The sequence below is a fragment of the Streptomyces amritsarensis genome, assembly GCF_001953875.1.
Taxonomy (GTDB): Bacteria; Actinomycetota; Actinomycetes; order Streptomycetales; family Streptomycetaceae; genus Streptomyces; species Streptomyces amritsarensis.
The window spans coordinates 15168-33140 of the sequence record NZ_MQUR01000027.1; the positions used below are offsets into that span (position 1 = coordinate 15168).

The 17973-nt window shown below is 73.5% G+C and carries 18 protein-coding genes and 1 pseudogene; 6 read left to right on the forward strand and 13 right to left on the reverse strand.

All coding sequences use genetic code 11. From position 1 onward, the window contains the following. Positions 1-22 precede the first annotated feature (22 nt). From AVW11_RS14315 to AVW11_RS14335, 5 genes are all read right to left on the reverse strand, one after another. Positions 23-970, reverse strand: coding sequence for a cation diffusion facilitator family transporter (locus AVW11_RS14315; protein WP_076044156.1), 948 nt, complete (start codon positions 968-970; stop codon positions 23-25). 127 nt (positions 971-1097) lie between these two features. After that, the gene (locus tag AVW11_RS14320; protein ID WP_076044157.1) at positions 1098-1736 is read right to left on the reverse strand and encodes a methyltransferase family protein; all 639 of its coding nucleotides are present in this window, start codon (positions 1734-1736) and stop codon (positions 1098-1100) included. 100 nt (positions 1737-1836) lie between these two features. Beyond that, on the reverse strand, positions 1837-2172 hold the full coding sequence (locus AVW11_RS14325) for an ArsR/SmtB family transcription factor (RefSeq protein WP_030854344.1): 336 nt from the start codon (positions 2170-2172) through the stop codon (positions 1837-1839). Between the two features lie 141 nt (positions 2173-2313). Further along, positions 2314-3306 carry an Acg family FMN-binding oxidoreductase gene (locus AVW11_RS14330; protein WP_076044158.1) on the reverse strand — a complete coding sequence of 331 codons (993 nt, stop codon included), beginning with the start codon at positions 3304-3306 and terminating at the stop codon, positions 2314-2316. Positions 3307-3369: 63 nt separating this feature from the next. Then, positions 3370-4038, reverse strand: coding sequence for a CBS domain-containing protein (locus AVW11_RS14335; RefSeq protein ID WP_076044159.1), 669 nt, complete (start codon positions 4036-4038; stop codon positions 3370-3372). 449 nt (positions 4039-4487) lie between these two features. Between AVW11_RS14335 and AVW11_RS14340 the strand changes: the two genes are divergently transcribed. Beyond that, the gene (locus AVW11_RS14340) at positions 4488-6218 is read left to right on the forward strand and encodes a sensor histidine kinase (protein WP_060181121.1); all 1731 of its coding nucleotides are present in this window, start codon (positions 4488-4490) and stop codon (positions 6216-6218) included. An 8-nt stretch (positions 6219-6226) separates the two neighbouring features. On the opposite strand, the gene AVW11_RS14345 is transcribed toward AVW11_RS14340, so the two are convergent. After that, entirely contained in the window at positions 6227-6691 is a 465-nt protein-coding gene (locus AVW11_RS14345) for a Crp/Fnr family transcriptional regulator (RefSeq protein WP_060181122.1), read from the reverse strand. 49 nt (positions 6692-6740) lie between these two features. Next, a complete protein-coding gene (locus AVW11_RS14350) occupies positions 6741-7460 on the reverse strand; it encodes a response regulator (protein ID WP_030854356.1) in 720 nt (239 codons plus the stop codon). Positions 7461-7768: 308 nt separating this feature from the next. On the opposite strand from AVW11_RS14350, the gene AVW11_RS14355 reads away from it, so the two are divergent. The 3 genes from AVW11_RS14355 to AVW11_RS14365 all read left to right on the forward strand — a co-directional run bounded on the left by AVW11_RS14355 (position 7769) and on the right by AVW11_RS14365 (position 9703). Beyond that, a complete protein-coding gene (locus tag AVW11_RS14355) occupies positions 7769-8644 on the forward strand; it encodes a universal stress protein (RefSeq protein ID WP_060181123.1) in 876 nt (291 codons plus the stop codon). Between the two features lie 271 nt (positions 8645-8915). Next, complete coding sequence (locus AVW11_RS37130; protein WP_051700730.1) at positions 8916-9242, forward strand: STAS domain-containing protein; 327 nt, start codon at positions 8916-8918, stop codon at positions 9240-9242. 35 nt (positions 9243-9277) lie between these two features. Next, positions 9278-9703: a pyridoxamine 5'-phosphate oxidase family protein gene (locus AVW11_RS14365; protein WP_079250624.1), complete on the forward strand. Its 426-nt coding sequence runs from the start codon at positions 9278-9280 to the stop codon at positions 9701-9703. Between the two features lie 459 nt (positions 9704-10162). Here the strand turns inward: AVW11_RS14365 and AVW11_RS14370 are convergent, their stop codons facing one another. From AVW11_RS14370 to AVW11_RS14380, 3 genes and pseudogenes are all read right to left on the reverse strand, one after another. Next, positions 10163-11371: an alpha/beta hydrolase family protein gene (locus AVW11_RS14370; protein WP_079250625.1), complete on the reverse strand. Its 1209-nt coding sequence runs from the start codon at positions 11369-11371 to the stop codon at positions 10163-10165. A 64-nt stretch (positions 11372-11435) separates the two neighbouring features. Continuing rightward, positions 11436-11769 (reverse strand): annotated as a pseudogene (locus AVW11_RS38320) (hypothetical protein); the annotation flags it as partial. A 435-nt stretch (positions 11770-12204) separates the two neighbouring features. Continuing rightward, entirely contained in the window at positions 12205-12687 is a 483-nt protein-coding gene (locus tag AVW11_RS14380) for a DUF6223 family protein (protein WP_240528175.1), read from the reverse strand. A 205-nt stretch (positions 12688-12892) separates the two neighbouring features. On the opposite strand from AVW11_RS14380, the gene AVW11_RS14385 reads away from it, so the two are divergent. Both AVW11_RS14385 and AVW11_RS14390 read left to right on the forward strand, forming a co-directional pair. After that, positions 12893-14020 carry a sensor histidine kinase gene (locus AVW11_RS14385; RefSeq protein WP_030854374.1) on the forward strand — a complete coding sequence of 376 codons (1128 nt, stop codon included), beginning with the start codon at positions 12893-12895 and terminating at the stop codon, positions 14018-14020. Beyond that, entirely contained in the window at positions 14017-14700 is a 684-nt protein-coding gene (locus AVW11_RS14390) for a response regulator (RefSeq protein ID WP_030854378.1), read from the forward strand. The genes AVW11_RS14385 and AVW11_RS14390 overlap by 4 nt, the downstream gene beginning before the upstream one ends. A gap of 150 nt (positions 14701-14850) precedes the next feature. Here the strand turns inward: AVW11_RS14390 and AVW11_RS14395 are convergent, their stop codons facing one another. The 3 genes from AVW11_RS14395 to AVW11_RS14405 form a co-directional block, all read right to left on the reverse strand. Next, on the reverse strand, positions 14851-15504 hold the full coding sequence (locus AVW11_RS14395; RefSeq protein ID WP_076044162.1) for a DUF5701 family protein: 654 nt from the start codon (positions 15502-15504) through the stop codon (positions 14851-14853). A gap of 511 nt (positions 15505-16015) precedes the next feature. Then, positions 16016-16399 (reverse strand): VOC family protein, encoded by a 384-nt coding sequence (locus tag AVW11_RS14400; RefSeq protein WP_076044163.1) that lies wholly within the window; start codon positions 16397-16399, stop codon positions 16016-16018. A 278-nt stretch (positions 16400-16677) separates the two neighbouring features. Continuing rightward, on the reverse strand, positions 16678-17928 hold the full coding sequence (locus tag AVW11_RS14405) for a cytochrome P450 (RefSeq protein WP_076044164.1): 1251 nt from the start codon (positions 17926-17928) through the stop codon (positions 16678-16680). Between the last annotated feature and the right edge of the window lie 45 nt (positions 17929-17973).

The window sequence follows — 17973 nt, forward strand, 5'->3', positions numbered from 1 at the left end:
GCTCAAGGAAGCGCGATGCCTGTCAGAATCCGACCGGCTCCTCCGTGTGGTCGGCAGGCTCCACCTGGATCGTGGGGTGCGTGACGCCGTACCGCTCGGCCAGGATCAGGCGGCTCTGGTCGAGGACGGCGTGCCAGTCGGCGCCGTCCTTGATCATCACGTGGACCGATGCCGCTTCCATGCCGCTGGTGATGGTCCAGACGTGCAGGTCGTGCACCTGCTGTACACCGGGGATGCCCGCGAGGTCCCGTTCCGCCGCCTCGACGTCGACACCCGGTGGCGCCACTTCCATGATGATCCGCAGGGCCTGCCGCATGAGCTTCCAGGTCCGCGGCAGGATGAACAGCCCGATGGCGGCGCCGATGATCGGGTCGGCGTACTCGAAGCCGGTGGTCCAGATGACGAGGGCGCCGATGATCACGCCGACGGAGCCGAGCATGTCGGCGAGGACTTCGAAGTAGGCGCCCTTGACGTTGAGGCTCTCCTTGGCGCCGGCCGTGAGCAGGCGGAAGGAGATGACGTTGACGACGAGGCCGACGACGGCGACGACCAGCACGGGCAGGCCCGGGACCTCGGAGGGCTCGCGGAAGCGTTGCACGGCCTCGTAGAGGACGTAGAAGGCCACGCCGAACAGCAGGAGGCCGTTGATGATCGCGGCCAGGACCTCCAGCCGGTAGGTGCCGTACGTGCGCCGGCCGGACGCCGGCCGCTTCGCGAGTCGGATCGCGGCGAGGGCCAGACCGAGGCCCAGGACGTCGGTGCCCATGTGGGCGGCATCGCTGATCAGGGCCAGGGAGCCGGTGACGACGCCGGCCACGACCTCCACCAGGGCGTACCCCGCGGTGATGGAGAAGGCGATGGCCAGCGGCCTCTGGTGGCGCTCGCCGGCACTGCCGATCCGCGGGCCGTGGGCGTGCCCGTCACCACCGTCGTCGCCGGGCGAGGCGCCGCGGCTGTGGCCGTGTCCCATGGTGCTGGTCCTCCTGGTCTGTCGCGCCGGCTGAGCCCGTGGTCAGCCTGGCAGGGGTGGGCCCGGAGCCCGGGAAGCCGCGGGCGGCGGATCGGGCGTGTCGGGCCGTGGCCGATCCGGCTCCGGATCAGGCCCCGGCGCCGCCGGCGCGTCGGCCTATGCCGGGGACGAACCGGCCCGTCCGCGCGGTGTAGTCGAGGTAGGCGCGGCCGTGCACGCGGGCCAGGTACGGTTCCTCCACCACGCGGACCTGGAGCTCGACGGCGAGGACGAGCGCGAGCCAGGCGATGACCGCAAGGGCGTTCGCCACCATCATCGCGAGCCCCGCGGCGGTCACGGTCATGGCGGTGAAGACCGGGTTGCGCACGTACGCGAAGAGTCCGGAGGTCACGAGTTCCGTGCGCTCGGCGGCGTCCACGCCGACGCGCCAGGAGGCGCCCATCGCGCTCTGTGCGGCCAGGGTGGCGGCCATTCCCGCCAGGGCCACGGCCAGCCCCGCCCCGCGAAGGCCCGTACTGTCGGCCGCCCCGGCCGGCCCCGGCAGTCCGGGCATCGCGGCCAGTGCGGCGGCGGGAGCCGCAGCTCCGCCCAGGAGGGCGAGGGCGAACAGGATGCCCGCCCACCACGAGGCGGATCCCGGTTGCCCCGATATTCCCCGGAAGCCGGCGTCTCCGGTGCGGCGCCGCTGCACCGCGGCTCGTATGCCGAACGCCGTCGCCGCCCACACGGCGAACAGCGCCAGCGCGGTCAGGGCCCAGTGGTTCACCGTGCCGCCCCCTTCGTCTTCCGGGTGGCCGTGGTGCGGCACACGCGGGCGGCCGGCACCTCGCGCCGGGCGGGCGCCGGGCCGAGCGCCGGGGGCGTCATCAGCAGCACCCCTTCTCGTCGGCCTCGGCGCAGGTCCGGTCGGCGGCGACGGTGACGACCGCGGAGCGGAGGTCGTCCAGGGCGTGGCCGAGTCGGGCGTCGGCCAGCTCGTAGCGGGTGCGGCGGCCTTCGGGGACGGCGATCACGAGGCCGCAGTCGCGCAGGCAGGCGAGGTGGTTGGAGAGCCGGGTGCGGGAGATGCCCAGCTTGTCGGCGAGGTCGGACGGGTGCGCCGGGGCCTCGCGGATCTCGAGGAGCAGGCGGCAGCGGATCGGATCGGCCAGGGCGCGCCCGAAGCGCGCCAGGACCTCGATGTCTTCGGCGGTGTTCAGCACACCTCCACCGTACATCGATTCCTGAATTCAGGAAATCCTGAACTATGGGGATGGGCCGGCGGACCGGCGGCGACTACGGCCTCTCCGGACCCGGGACCCTCACGCCGATGCCGGTGCCGGACCCGCCGCCCCGCCGGGCCTTCAGTCCCGGATCTCCAGGACATCGGCGACGGGGCGACGCGGTGTACCGGGCCCCTGCGGGCCGTATCCCAGGCGCAGGACCATCTGGACGTGGCCCATCGCGTCGAGCGGATCGCGGGCCGTCCAGCGCAGTTCCGGCCATTCCAGGGGCTGCGAGGTCATCGAGGTGGCCAGGCCGTCGGCGGTCGCCTGGAGGAGCACGCGCTCCAGCGCCTGCCCGGCCCGCAGCCAGTCCGCCCGCGTGTCCGTCGGGGTGCCGAGCAGGGCGAGCTGGGGCCGTTCCTCGAAGACGGCCCAGCCGCGGTCCGCCATGGAGCGGTCCCGGCCGAAGTCCCGCACGGCGGAGGAGCCTGCGGAGCTGCGCGGGCCGAACACCTCGGCGGGCATGCCGTCGCGGCGTTCCCCGGACGTGGCGTGCGCGGGCGACACCCACGCGGCGGTCTCCGCCCGCACGAGCGGGTCGATGTCCTCCCGGTGTTCCGCGTCGCGCACCAGGCCGAGCAGGGTGTCCAGGTGCCAGTCGCCCGCTACGGTCAGCCGGCAGCCCTCCCAACGGGCCGCGCTGCGCAGGCCGTCCAGCAGAGCGTCCGGCACCGGCTCGTCACTGAACGGGAAGCGGCTGGTGTGCCGGCGTCGGAGAGCGGTGTGCAGTGCGGCCAGCTCCTGGTCCTCGCCGGGGACTCCGCCGATCGCCGCTGTCGCCAGCAGCCACGGCTGCGAATCGTCGGGCAGCAGGTGCACCCGGGCCCGAAGCCCGTGCCGGGCGGCGGAAACCCGCAGGTTGAACAGGGCCGCCGCACATCCGAGGTGCAGGGCCCGGTGATGCGGGTCGGCGCGGGTCATGGCACGTTCCGCGTCGCCGTGCACCTCCATGACGTCGTCCGCCCGGCGGAAGACGAACTTCCATGGCTGGGCGTTGTGCATGGACGGGGCGGTCACGGCGTCGCCGACGAGCCGGGCGACGATGTCGGGGTCGAGGCGTGCTGTGGTCATGGCGCGGTCCTGTGGGTGTGCGTGCTCGTACGGTCAGGTCGGCTCTCCCGGGTGCGGCACCCCTCACCACATCAGCGCATGGCCGGCGCGCCCGGCCGCACGAGTCGGCGTGTCGTCGGTGCGGGCCGTGACGTGGGACGCCACGGCGACGACCCCGTCGAGCTGTTCGACCAGGCGCAGGAGCACCGGGAGCTGGCTGCTGCGCTCGATGCGGCCTTCCAGCGTGACGATGCCGTCGACCACGTGGACGTCGATGTCGCCGAGCGGCACGTCCAACACCTGCGCGAGGACCTCCTCGGCGACCCGCCGGCGGATTTCGGAGTCCGGGCGCACGAAGAGGCGCAGCAGGTCCCTTCGGGTGACGATGCCGACCAGCCGGTCCTCCTCGTCCACCACGGGCAGCCGCTCGATGCCCCGGCGGGTCATCAGCCGGGCGGCGTCACCGGCCGTCTCGTCGGCGCGGACGGTGACGGCGGGGGCGGACATGACGTCGCGGGCCGTGGGCGGCTCTGCCGGTGCGCCGCCCTCCTGGAGAGGCTGTGAGGCCGATGCGGTGCGGGCGAGGAGGTCCGTCTGCGAGACGACACCCACGACGCGGTCCTCGTCGTCGAGGACGGGCAGCCCGGACACGCCGTACTGGGCGAGGAGCTTGGCGACGTCCTTGAAGGCGGTCTCCGGGGCCACCGAGACGACCTCGTCGGTCATCAGATCCGCCACCTTGATGTGCTGCATGACGTCCTCCTGCTCCGTCGTGTCACGCGGGGAACGTGCGTCCGCTTCGGGGTGTGTCCCCCCACCATCCGCCCGCACACGCCGGTCATCGAGGGCCGAACGGTCCCCTCCGGGGGCCGTAAGGGCCCTCAGGACACGGGCGGCCTGCGCACGCGGCGACACGCACGTGGCGACACCGGGGGGCCGCGGTCGGGGCCGGAGGTCACCTTCGCGGCGACACCGGCGGGCCGCGCGCAGCCTCCCGGCCGCCCGCCGGACGGCCGCGGTGTTCCGCGCAGTGCGCAGCGCCGGCACCGCGACCGCGACCACGGCCGCGACCAGCGCGTGCGCTGCTCGCGGGGCTCGGTACGGGAACCGGCCACCGGATCGGCCGACGGGCCCGAGACCGCTGCCGGCACTACCGTGGGGAGTGAGGTGGCCTCACCGATCCCGTCGGCCGGAGGTGGGACATGGGCGCGGACGACCGGCCCGCTCCCGGTGGCGTGCCGCGGCTGCGGCTGGACGAACTCCTCGACGAGCTCCAGGCGCGCATCGACGAGGTCCGGGGCACCCGGGACCGGCTGAACGGCCTCCTCGAGGCCGTCATGTCGGTCGGCCGCGAGCTCGACCTGCCCCAGGTCCTCAACGGCATCGTCGAGGCCGCCGTCGTCCTCGTGGACGCCGAGTACGGCGCGCTGGGCGTCATCGGGGACGACCGCAAGCTGGCAGAGTTCCTGCCCGTCGGCATCACCGACGAGATCCGCGCCCGGATCGGCGACCTGCCGTCCGGCCACGGCATCCTCGGCGAACTGATCCGCCACCCGGAACCCCTGCGGCTGTCCGAGCTGGCCGAGCACCCCGCCTCGTACGGCTTCCCGCCCCACCACCCGCCGATGCACTCCTTCCTCGGCGTCCCCATCCGCGTGCGGGAGGAGGTCTTCGGCAACCTCTACCTCACCGAGAAGCGCGGGGGAGCGGAGTTCGACGCCGAGGACGAGGCCGTCCTCTCCACGCTCGCGGTCGCCGCGGGCATCGCCATCGAGAACGCCCGCCTCTTCGAGGAGGTCCGCCTGCGCGAGCGCTGGCTGGAAGCGAGCTCGGACATCACCAGCGCCCTCCTCTCCGGCGTGCGTGAGGACGACGTCCTCGCGGGCATGCTGGAGCAGGCGAAGGACATCACCAGCGCCGACCTGGGCGTCATCTACCTCGTCGGCCCCGCCGGGGAGCTGCGCGGCTCGATCGCGCTGGGGCAGGGGGCCGAGGCCCACCGGGGCATCGTCCTGCCGAGCACCGACGGCACCCTCGCCGAGGCCGCCCTCGCCGGCGCCGGCCTGATCACGGTCGCGGACGTGTCGAGCGACGCGCGCGTCACCGTGCAGCCGGAGCGGTGGACGGGCTTCGGCCCGGCCGTGGGAGTCACCGTCGGCACCAAGGAGAGGCTCAGCGGCATTCTGATCCTGGCCCGGCGCCACGGCCGCCCGGCCTTCACCCCGGCCGAAGTCGTCTCCCTGCCCGGATTCGCCGATCAGGCCGCCCTCGCGCTCGAACTGGCCGACCGGCGCCGGGACGCCGAACAGATGAGCCTCCTCGAAGACCGCGACCGCATCGCCCGCGACCTGCACGACCTGGCCATCCAACGCCTCTTCGCCACCGGCATGACCCTGCAGAGCGCCCAGCGGTTCGTCGACCACCCGGAGGCCTCCGAACGCCTCGCCCGTGCCGTGGACGACCTCGACGCCACCATCAAGATCATCCGGTCCACCATCTTCGGGCTGCGGGACCGGCACGCACCCGGAACGGTTCCCACGCTGCGCTCCCGCACCGTCCAGGCCATGGACGAGGCCGCCGAGGGCCTTGGATTCGTGCCCGCCCTGCGGATGGAGGGGCTGATCGACACCGACGTGCCGCCCGCTGTCGCCGACGAGGTCCTCGCGGTCCTCGGAGAGGCCTTGGCCAACGTCGCCCGGCACGCCCGGGCCACGCGGGCGGAAGCGTCGGTCGTCGTGGCGGACGGCGTCCTGACCGTGACCGTGACGGACAACGGCGTCGGTATCCCGCAGGGCGGTCGGCGCAGCGGACTGCGCAACCTCGCCGAGCGTGCCGAGAGGCTCGGCGGCCGCATGGACGTCACCGCGCGGGCCGCCGGCGAGACCGGCACCCGCCTCGAATGGTGGGTGCCGCTCGTCTCACGACCGCGGTGACCGCCCCGTCACAGGTAGCTGCCGCTGCCGTAGGGCGCGTACAGGTCGAGCAGGCGGACCCGGGCGGCCTGCAGCCGATGGGCCAGGACCTGCCCGACCCAGTGGCCGAGGGCCGCGCCGAACGCGGTGTCGGCCTCCATCAGCTCGCGGACGCGCACCGCGTCGAACTCGTGGGCGCGGACCGGCGTCATGGCCTCCGCGCCCAGGCGCCACGTGTAGGGGCTGAACAGCCACGAGCAGCCCACCAGCTCGCCCGCGCCGAGCCGCTCGATGACCGCGGCACGCCGCCCCGGCACGTGCACGTCCAGGGTCACCGTGCCCGACCGGACGATCCAGAACCGGTCGGCGCGACCGCCCTCGCGGAAGAGATGCGCCCCCTCCTCGAAGTTGACCTCGGCGGCCATCTCCATCAGGCGGGTACGGACGTCGGCGGGCAGCGCCGTGGTGAAGCGGATGGAAGAGGTGGAATTCATCGCTAACGGCCCTCCTGGTTCACGTCCGACCCGATTCCGGACCGGCAGGTCAATGCCTCGGCGCAGCCTCGCCGTCGGGCCCCGCATGGTGGTCCTGGTCGTGCACCTGCGCGGCGATCACGGCTGCCTGGACCCGCCGTTCGACTCCGAGCTTGCCCAGCAGCCGCGAGATGTGGTTCTTGACGGTCTTCTCCGAGAGGTAGAGCCGCTTCGCGATCTGGCGGTTGGTGAGGCCCTCGCCGATCAGTCCGAGCACGGCACGCTCCCGCTCCGAGAGGGCGGCCAGGCGGGTGTCCTCGGGTGCCTTCTCCGCCTCCGGAGCGCGGAGGGAACGCATCAGGCGGGCGGTCGTGGCCGGGTCGAGCATGGACTGCCCCGTGGCGACCGTACGCACCGCGGAGACCAGGTCGGTCCCCTTGATCTGCTTCAGCACGTACCCGGCCGCCCCTGCCATGATCGCGTCCAGCAGGGCGTCCTCGTCGTCGAACGACGTCAGCATCAGGCAGGCCAGGCCGGGCATCCGGGAGCGCAGCTCCCGGCAGACCGCGATCCCGTCGCCGTCGGGCAGCCGGACGTCGAGGACGGCGACGTCCGGGCGGAGCGCCGGCCCCCGGGCCAGGGCCTGCTCGGCGGTGGCAGCCTCGCCCACCACGGTGATGTCCGCCTCGGCGTCGAGCAGATCCCGCAGCCCCCGCCGCACCACCTCGTGGTCGTCGAGAAGGAACACCGTGATGGGAGCCTCCACGGAGGCGCCCGGTACGTCGGACATGTTCGCCTCGCCTGCTCCGCGTGACGCCGTACCTGCTTCTCTCCGCATTGTCTCAGGAGGGGGGCGAGCCCACCCGCCGTCCGCTCCCGCGTACGCCGCCCCGGCGCGTCGCCGACCGGGCCGACGACGACACCCCGCCCCCCGGCACTCGGCGCCCACCGGCCCTCGGGGAGGGCCGGTCGGCCCTTTCCCGCACCGGCCCGGCCCGGGGAAGGTGAATGCGTGGCGCCCGGCCCTTCCCCCGGCCGGCGCCACCCATCACTGTCGACGACCCGGACGCCCCGCGCGTCAGTACGGAGGACAGACCTGTGAAGCGCACCCTCGTCGTAGGAGTCGACGGCTCCCCGGAGAGCAGGACCGCTGCCGACTGGGCCGCGCGGGAAGCCGTGCGCCGCGACCTGCGCGTGCACGTGGTCCACGCCTGGCTGTGGCAGCCCCTCGCCGTCCCCGTCGTCCAGGACCGCGCCGTCGAGGCCCGCCGGGCCCGGGAGATCCTGGAGGAGACGGAGGCCGAGCTCACCCGCCGCCACCCGACGCTCGCGCTCACCGCGGAAGTGGTGCCGGACGTCCCCGTTCCGGCCCTGCTGCGCGCCGCGAAGGAGGCGGAGATGCTGGTACTCGGCTCCCGCGGGTACGGCGCCGTCGCCGGCTTCCTGCTCGGCTCGTACGGACAGCAGCTGATCGCCGCCGCCGAGTGCCCCGTCGTCTCCGTCCGCGCCGGGCGGGGCGGGCCGGTGTCCGCGGCCGACGGCGCGGAGGTGGTCGTCGGCCAGCAGGGCGGCGTGGAGGAATCCGCCGACGTACTGCGCTTCGCCTTCGAGGCGGCCGCGGCGCACGGCGCTCCGCTCCGCGCGGTACGGGCCTGGAGCCTGCCCCCGGTCTACGGCTACAGCCCCGGCTCACTGTGGGTCGCCAACCAGCTCGGCGGGCTGGAACCCTTCGAGAAGGACGCGCTGGAACAGGCCCTGGAACCGTGGCGTTCGAGGTACCCCGAGGTGGACGTCGTCGCGCACGTCGAGCAGGGGAGCGCCGGCCACGCACTGCTGTCGGCGGCGTCGGACGCCCGGCTGCTCGTCGTCGGCCGGCGGGTCCGCGATTCCGTGCTGGGGACGCGCATCGGGTCGGTGGCCCATGCCGTCCTGCACCATGCGGCCTGCCCCGTGGCCGTCGTCCCGCACCGCTGAACCCCGGCGGGCGGCTCCCCCGGCTCCTGTTCCGCGGCGGGCACCGGGCGCTGCCCGGCCGGCACCCGGTGCCCGCCGCGGAAACCATGGCCGCCGCCCAGGGCAGGGGCGGTCGGCACCCCGGGAGGGCCGACCGGCACCCGGAAAGGGACCTTCGGCCCTGTCCCGAAGGCCTGCCGGGCCCTCCCGGTGGCCTGCGGCACCGGATGGACTGGGGGCACACGGGGAAACCGCGCGACTCCACGGAGCCGCACGCAGCGCGGAGGACGCCATGAGGACCACCCTGATCGACCTGAAGACCGTGGCGCGCGACGACCGCGGCCTGAGAATCGCCCTGGCCGGAGAGCTCGACTTCTACACGGTGGAGCACGTGGGGCCCCGCCTGCGTGAACTCGCCGAGTCGGGCCACCGCAACCTGATCCTGGACCTGCGCGGCCTCTCCTTCTGCGACAGCGCGGGCATAGATTTCTTCACCCGACTCAACCACCGCTCCCGCGCGGCCGGAACCCGGCTCCTCCTGTGCGACGTGCCGCCCCAGGTGATCAAGTCCATGCGGGTGCTCGCCGCCGATCGCGACCTGCAGTTCGTCGTCTCGTGATCGCGCAGCCGTCCCGGTCCGCAGGCCGACGACACATGCGGGAGCTGGACAGGGCCGAGTCCCTGAGGCTCCTCGCCACGGTGTCGCTGGGACGCATCGTCTTCACCCGGCACGCGCTGCCCGCCGTCCGACCGGTGAACCACCTCGTGGACGGCGAGGACATCATCATCCGGATCCACGAGGGCGGAGCCCTGGCCTCGCTGGCGGAGCCGGCCGAGGCCCCCGGGGTGGTCGTGGCCTACGAGGCGGACGTCATCGACCCGGACACGCACCTCGGCTGGAGCGTCGTCGTCACCGGCTACGCGTACCCGGTGGCCGACGCCGATGACGCCGACCGGTACGCCGGCCTGCTGCCGCCCTGGGTCGGCCCCGCGACGACCGGCGCGCTGCGGATCCGCCCCGACCTCGTCACCGGATTCCGGCTGGAGGCGCAAGCCCCGCGCCCCGCGCAGAGCGTGTGAACCGGGCCGGGCGCTCTCGCCGGCCGCCGCCGGGCAGCGGCGCCCCCGCCCTGAGGCTCCCGCCGGCCCGGGTGGCCCGGCCGTGGCGGGCGGCGTTGCCGAGGAGTTCGCCCAGCACCGCCGAGACGTGGTCGTTGATCCGCGCCGGTACGCCGCTGTCGAGCAGGCCCTCCGCGCCCAGGGGCGGCGGATGGCCGAGAGTGGTGGCCGCCTCGCCGACGGCACAGGCCGCCCGTGCCTGCAGCCCGGGGGCGTACGCGCGGGCCGGGGGCGTTCCCGCGGGCCGGGGGCGTTCCCGCAGGCCGGGGGCGTTCCCGCAGGCCGGGGCCGTGCTCGCGGTCCCCGGGGCGCTGCGCGAAGACCGCCGATCGGGTGATCCTGACGGTTCCGCCCAGGTCGTCGACAGCCCGGCCGACCCGTTCGGCAGGCTCCTTCGCGCTCGACGAGTCGCCGCGACGGTCAGGCGGTGACGCCGAGGCGGGCGGCGAGCCAGTCGAACACCCGCTGCTCGAACAGGGCCCGGCCCAGGGGCTCGCAGTGCTTGTCCGCGCCCTCCGCCGCCGTGAACTCCACGAACGCCTTCTCGCCCGGCAGGGCTTCGTAGAGCCGCCGCGGCTGGCCGGGCCAGAACTGCTCGCCCTCAGGCGAGGTCACCAACAGCGGCACCGTGATCCGGTCCAGCACCCCCGTCAGGTCGTACCGGCCCATCTCGGTCAGCAGATCGAACGGGGAGTCGATCCCGTACGGTTTGGCCCGCCACCGCCAGAAGGCGGCGAACTCCCCGTCCTCCGCGATGCCCTCGCGCATGACCCCGTCGAACGCGTCCCGGTCGCCCGAGTCGAACAGCTCGTGCAGCTCCGGCGGGAAGTTGTTCCACCAGGCATCCACGACGGACACGACACCCGGATCCGCGACGCCCGCCGCGATCCGGCGCTCGAACGCGAGCGCCCGGGGCACCCAGTAGCCGCCCTGGCTGATCCCGGCGAGCGCCAGCCGGCCGGGCGCGATGCCGTCGAGGCCCAGCAGGAAGTCCACCACCGGCGTGATCACGTTCTCCCAGTCCGGGCGGAACGGCACCCGGTGCTCGAACAGCATCGACTGCTGGCCCGGCCCGTCGAAGAGGAGGGCGTTCCAGCCGCGTGCCACCGCCGGCGCGCCGAGCATCGTCCACGCCGTGCTCACCGGACCGTCACTGCCGTTGTTCACGATCACCGTCGGTGCTTCCGCGTCGGCCGCGGCGGGCCGGAACAGGTAGCCGGGCAGCGCAGTGCCCCCCTCGTACGGCACAGCCACCCGCTCCGCGGCCGGCTCCCACGCCGCCGCGAACCGGTCGAAGCACTCACGGTGCTCCCGGAACACGGCGAGCAGACGGTTCTCGTCGCCCAGCGCGTCGGCGGCGACCAAGCCCATCCCGAAGTAGCCGGCGGCCCGCAGCCACGCGTCCCGTGCGCTCGTCCGCAGCCCGGCCGCGGCCGCCCGTTCACCGTCCGAGCGGACGCGCCGGCCCAGCTCCGTCCAGCCCTCGAACCACCCGCGGCCGTCCGCATCCCGCAGCGCCGAGGCCGTGGCCAGCACCTCGCCGGGGTCGGAGCCCTTCTGCCAGGCCGCCCCGAGGAGCGCCATCACCTCGAAGTCGAACTGGTCGTTCTCGCAGAACCGGTACGCCACGATGCCTCCCGGAACCGGAATACACCACCACGGTACGAGGACCCCCGGACGGCCGCACGCGCAGGGCCAGCAGGCGGTAGGAGCGGACCCGGTCCGCGTGGCCGTGCGTGATCGTGGGGATGACCAGCTCGTCCGCACCGGCGGCCTCCCGGAGACGTTCGAGGTGGCCGGCGACCGTGTGCGGCGAACCGACGAACCGCGTCTCCACCCGGTCGGCGACCAGCTCCCGGTCCGCGTCCGTCCAGGGCAGCGCGCGGCCTCGGCCCTGCGGATGCCGCGCACCCACGGCGCGTAGCCGACGGCCAGTCGGCCCCCTTGCCCGGGACGGCGTGCGCCTCCACGCCCTGCGGGCTGCGGTACTCACCGCGCAGCAGGGCGAGGACGTCGTCGATCTGCTCGGTGTCGGCGTGTACCCGTCCACGACCGGGGCGGGGGACGGGACGGCCGGCCCGGATTGCGCCGGCCGAGCGGCCCAGGCCCAGGTCCACTCGCCAGGCGGCCGGGTGTGCCCGCCGGCGCCGTCGAGCGCGACGGCGAGATGGATTTCGGACACGGAGGTCATCGCCTTCCTGATCGGCCGGACGAGAAGGGAAACCCATGCGGCATCGGACGAATTCCGGGTGGCGATGAACGCGGACACCAACCGATGCGGCAGCGCGAAGAGCAGCCTGTACGAAGACGCTGCGCCCGATACAGGTGCCATACAACGACAGGCGCATGAAGGGAGTTTGGCGGGTTTGTCTCGCGGATCAGGCGCCGCTCCGTACGCCGTCCGTCGCGCGGCGGCGGCCCGAAGGATGGGACTACGGCAGGCAGGGATCGATCCGCTGTGGTCAACGGGTGTGGCGGGTGCGGTGCAGAGCTCGCCGGCCGAGGGCAGCGCCGGTCAGACCCAGCAGCAGGGCCACATAGGCGCCGCCCAGTCCGTTGCCGGTGCCGAGTCCACCGCCGGCGGTGGCCGCGACCAGCACGCCCAGGGCCGTCGCGACCAGCCCCGCGCCCACGGCGGCCTTGGCCCCGAGCGACCCGCCGGCGACGGCGAGTCGACCGGCGGGCCGTCGCAGCGCCAGCACGGCGATCACCACGGCGGCCAGCCCCAGCAGCCCGCCGGTGGCGGCTCCGAGCCTGCCGAGGCTGAAGGCGGTGACGTCGGCGGCGAGCGGCGGGACCGGGGCGTGCGCCGCCGCGGGGGTTGCCATGACGAGCCCGGCGAGCAGGACGGTCGCGGAGGCGGCGAACAGGCGGCCGGCGGACGGACGGGCGGCCGGACGAACGGACAGACGGGCGGACTGACGGGCGGACAGGCGAGCGGACATCGGGGTGCTCCTTCTCTTCCTACTCTTCCCACGAGTGGATGTGGTTCGAGCATGGCGGCCGGGCCGTGGCCCGTCGTCCGGCAGGCGCAGGCACTTCGCACTACCACGGACGCGGCAGGTGCCGCGGAGCTACTGCGTGCGCAGTAGCCGGCAACTGGTCCGCGAGCGGGATCCGCCCGGCGCAGCCTCCGGCTACGGTGCGCGTATGGGCAAAGGACGGTTCCGGGTGCGGGCCGGTGTCAGGGACGGGCTGGTCGCCGTGGGCGTGGCGGGGGCGCTGCTGGTCACCGGGCTGTCCGGTCAGCACTCCGCCACGGGACCGGGCCTGCTCGGCTACGTGCTGTTGGCGGTGGGCGGGCTGGCGCTGGCCGCGGGCCGGCGGGCTCCGGTGGCCGTCCTGGCCGTCACCGGGCTGTGCGCGGTGGGGTACCAGGCGGCAGGGTTCGACGTGGCCGCCGTCGCGTTCCTCTTCGCGGTGTACGCGGCCATGCGGGCCGGACACCGCCTCGTCACGGTGGCGGTGAGCGTGGCCGTGCTGGCCGCGCTCCCTCTCGCGGCCCTCGCCTCGGGCCTGCACGACACGGGCGAGGCGTTCGCGCAGGCCCGGGGCGCCCTCCAGATCGCCTGGCTCGTCGCCGCCGCAGCGGCCGGGGAGGCCCTGCGGCAGGCCGAGCAGCGGGCGGACGAAGCCGAACGCACCCGGGAGGAGACCGCGCGGCGCCGCGCCGACGAGGAGCGGCTGCACATCGCGCGGGAACTGCACGATTCGCTCACCCACCAGATCTCGGTCATCAAGGTGCAGTCCGAAGCCGCCGTCCACGTGGCCCGCAAGCGCGGTGAACCGGTCCCGGAGGCCCTGCTGGCCATCCGGGAGGCCGGGCGGGAGGCGTCCCGGGAGCTCCGCGCCACCCTGGAGGCCCTGCGCGACGACGACACCACCCCGCCGCACGGCCTCGACCACCTGCCGGAACTGGTGGAGCGGGCCGGCGGGACGGGCCTTCGGGCCACGCTGACGATCGAAGGGCAGCGGCACGACGTCCCCGCCGCGGTGGGCCGGACCGTCTACCGCATCGTCCAGGAGTCCCTCACCAACATCGCCCGTCACGCGGACGCCACCACGGCATCGGTCCGCATCGACTACCACCCGCACGCCGTGGCCCTGCAGGTCGACGACAACGGCAGGGCCACGCCGGAAACCGCCCCCGTGCCCGGCATCGGCCTGCTCGGCATGCGGGAACGCGTCACCGCCCTCGGCGGCCGCCTCCGGGCGGCACCGCGTGACGAGGGCGGCTTCACCGTCCGTGCCGAACTCCCCGTGGAGCGTGCCTCGTGATCCGTGTCCTGCTGGTCGACGACCAGCCGCTCATCCGCAGCGGATTCCGCGCGTTCCTCGACCTCGAGGACGACATCCAGGTCGTGGCGGAAGCCGCCAACGGCCAGGAAGGCCTGGAACTCGCCGGAGAACACCTGCCCGACATCGCACTCATCGACATCCAGATGCCGGTCCTCGACGGCATCGAGACGACCCGGCGCATAGCAGCCGACCCGGCCCTCAGAGGCGTCCACGTCGTCATCCTCACCAACTACGGCCTGGACGCATACGTCTTCGACGCCTTGTGCGCAGGCGCCGCGGGATTCCTCGTCAAGGACATCGTGCCGGAGGACTTCCTGCACGCCGTACGCGTCGCCGCGCGCGGCGACGCCCTCCTCGCCCCCTCGATCACCCGCAAGCTGATCAACCGCTACGTCAGCCAGCCGCTCCCCAGCACCAAGGGGCCCGCGCTGGACGAACTCACCGGCCGCGAACGTGAAGCGGTCGTACTGGTCGCACAGGGCCTGTCCAACGACGAGATCGCGGACCGCATGGGCATCAGCCCACTGACCGCGAAGACCCACGTCAACCGCGCCATGACCAAGCTCCACGCCCGCGACCGCGCCCAACTCGTCATCCTCGCCTACGAATCCGGCCTGGTCACCCCGCAGAAGCCGGCCGGGCACACCGGTCCGCGATGACGCGGCGCTCCGTCGCGACAAGTCGAACGCGACCGTCCTGCCCCGGTACGTGGTCGCGCACTCGGGATCCCCGACACCCAGGGCACGGCACGGCACTGCGCATGCCGCTGAACCCGCGTCGCGGCATGCGCAGTGGGGGGCGTTGGCACGCTAGGGCCGACGACCCGTGGCGGAGGCGAAGCCGAGCCAGGTGTGGCGGTTGCCCCACCAGCACCATCCGACCTTCGGGGCGTTGCGCCGCTCGCGGCCGTCGCGTCCCGAGCCGTTGCTGATCCAGATGGCCGGGGTGCGGGCGTCCAACGCACCACCCGCCTTGCGAAGCCGGGAGCCGATGGTCATGAAGCAGTGGTTGCGCTCCAGCGCGTCCGGCTGCTGCAGCACCCAGTGGATGCCCTCGGTCAGCAGCAGGGGAGTGCGGTGCTCCTCGGTGAGGGCGGGCAGTGCTTCTTCGGGGCTCCAGTTGGCCATGTGGTCGCCGCGGTCGACGCCGGTGACGAGGTAGAGGGGCGCGTCCGGCAGATCGACGCCGTGGGGTGCGAAAAGGTCGACGTCGGGCATGTCGACGACGACGAAACCGGACTTGCCGTTGAGCTGAAGCAGCGGCGCGAGGGCCGATGCGGGCACGAGACCCGGATGCACGGCGAGCAGGGTGTTGCCGTCGGCGCCGCCGCCGTCTTCGGCGAAGGCACGCAGGTCCTCGGCGGTTGTCCCGGCGAGCTCGTGCACCCCGAGTTCGATCAGACGTTCTGCCTGAGAGGCGAGCGGGGGAAGGGCGATGTGGTGGGCGGACGCGCTGTCGGGCAAGGGACTCCTCACTTTGCAGTGTGTGACCTGGCGACCTGTCAACAGGGCGGGGGTGTCGACATATTCCCGGTGTGACGCCGGATCGGCCAACTTCCTTGCCTCGGGGCCATATGCGCGTCGGGATCGGCATGCTGAGGCCGGCGCGCAGGCACCCGCACGGGTGCAGGGTCGCGGGGGAGCGGTCGTTGCGGCCGTCCGTAGGTGCCACGGGCCCGGCCTGCGCCGTTGAGCAGCGCCTCCCGACTCGTAAACCAGCGCGGCGTGGTGGGGGAGTCGCCATGCTCGCCGTCGGCATCGTCTCCGAGGTCTTCGGCCCGTGAAGCTCGCGCTTCCGCTGTGCTCGATGCGCTGTCGGCCGCACGCGAGCGCGGCCCACTGGCCACAGCCCACTGGCACGGCTCACAGTTCGCGGCTCCTCGTGTCCGTGCCCGCGCGCTCGCTGCCGCCGGACTGTGGCTTCGCCCGCGGGCGTACCGGCCTCCCGGCCCCGCACCTGGTTGCGGTCGGGGCGCTAGGAATCCCGGCCGGCGCGGTCGGAGTCGCTGCGCAGGACGCAGAACTCGTTGCCTTCCGGATCGGCGAGGACGGCCCAGCCCGAGCCGTCGGGGTTGCGGTGATCGGCGACGAAGGTCGCACCGAGCCCCAGCAGGCGGTCCACCTCCGCGTCCCGCGAGGTCTCGGGGCGCAGGCACAGATGGATCCGGTTCTTGATCGTCTTGGGTTCGGGCACCTGGTTGAAGTACAGCGCAGGGCCCTGCGCCAGCGGGACCACGGTCTCCCGGTCGCCCGGTTTGACGTCCGGATGCATGGGCCGGCCCGTCACTCCGCTCCAGAATCGCGCCAGCTCATAGGCGTCCGCGCAGTCGATCGCCACGTTCTGCACCATCGAGACCATGCGCGCAAGCCTTCCTGATCTTGATGTCGAGCGCCAGCGAATTGCCGGGAACAACGCATGCTTGTTGACCGTTCATCTTCGTGTGGGGTGCGGGAGGGGAATGACGTCCCCGGGCCCGATCCGATGCCCGCGGTGCCTCCGCCGTGAGGCGACGCGATGCCCTTCCCGCCCCTGCCCCGAACGCCCCGGCCCGCCTCCCCCCGGCCGGCTGGGGCCGCCCCGATCGGCCACCCCCCCGGCCGGTCGGGGCCCACCCGTACGGGTGCGGGCCGCCGCTCCTATGAGAGGTGGAACCGGAAGCCGCTGCGGGGCAGCGTAGGGATCCGGGACAGCGGGATGGTCAGATCCTGATCGGGAACACCGATGTCGAGTCCGGCCAGCTCCGTGACGAGCGCCGCCAGCAGCGTGACCGTGATGTCCTCGCCCGGGCACCGGTGCCCCTCCGCCGGGTCGCCGCCGCCTTGGGGGACAAGATGGCGCAGGCTCTCACCGGTGCCGAAGCGGTGGGGATCGAACCGGTACGGGTGGTCCCACCACTGCGCGTCGTGATGCTGCCCGTACAGGTCCAACAGGAGCAGCGTGCCCTCCGGAACGCTCTCGCCGTGCCACTCGAGATCGCGGACGGCGATCCCGCCGACGAACGGCGCGAAGGGGTAGAAGCGTCGGACCTCGTGCGCGAACCCGGTCGCGAGGTGCCCCGACACGTCACCGCGCACCGGACCGCGGTGCTGCGGCCACCGGTGCAGCGCGTGCGCGGCAAACGTGGCGAACCACGCGATCGCGACCGTCGGCCGGATGATGTTCAGCAGTTCCACCGCCGCCAGACGCGGGTCCAGGAGGGTGCCGTCCGCGTCGCGGTGCCGGGCCACCACCTCCAGCGCACAGCCGTCGGGGGCCGTCTCCTGCCGCTCGCGGACGCGGACGACCAGCTGCGCCAGGGCCTGCTCCTGACGCTTACGGGCGTGGCGGGCGCGAAGATGCCGCGGCCCGGCCGTCGCGAAACCGTCGACCATGGCCACGCAGTCCCGTGCCAGCTGCTCGCCGTCCTCGGCGGTGAGCGCTACGCCGGTCCAGTCGCAGACCGCCAGAGCGAGGATCCGGGCCGTCTCGTCGAAGAGGACCACCCCCTCCTCAGGCGCGTCACCCCACCGGCCCACGGCCTCCCGCCAGCGCAGGAGGACGTGGTCCCGCAGGGCCTCGATGCCCCTCTCGTCCTTCAGCAGGCCCAGGAACATCGCTTTGCGTACGCGGTGGGCGCGGCCGTCGAGGGTGTGCACCGCGCCCTGCCCGAAGAGCGTGTCGAGCACCGGGTCCGGGAGCGCGGCCCGCCGCTGGACGTGCTGCTCGTCGTAGAAGAAGTCGACCGCTTCCGGACCGCGCAGCGCGACCGTCCGGCGGCCGAGGAGACGCGTGCGGACGATACCGTCCGGCGAAGCGCGCATGTGGTCGGGGAGCCAGGCGTAGCCGTGCGTCAGCAGCGACAGGGTGCCGTCGGTCCACACGGTCGGAGGGTGCTTGAGTGTCGGCATGGGATGCGGCTACCCGGGGCGGCCGCCCGCACACAACGCGCACAG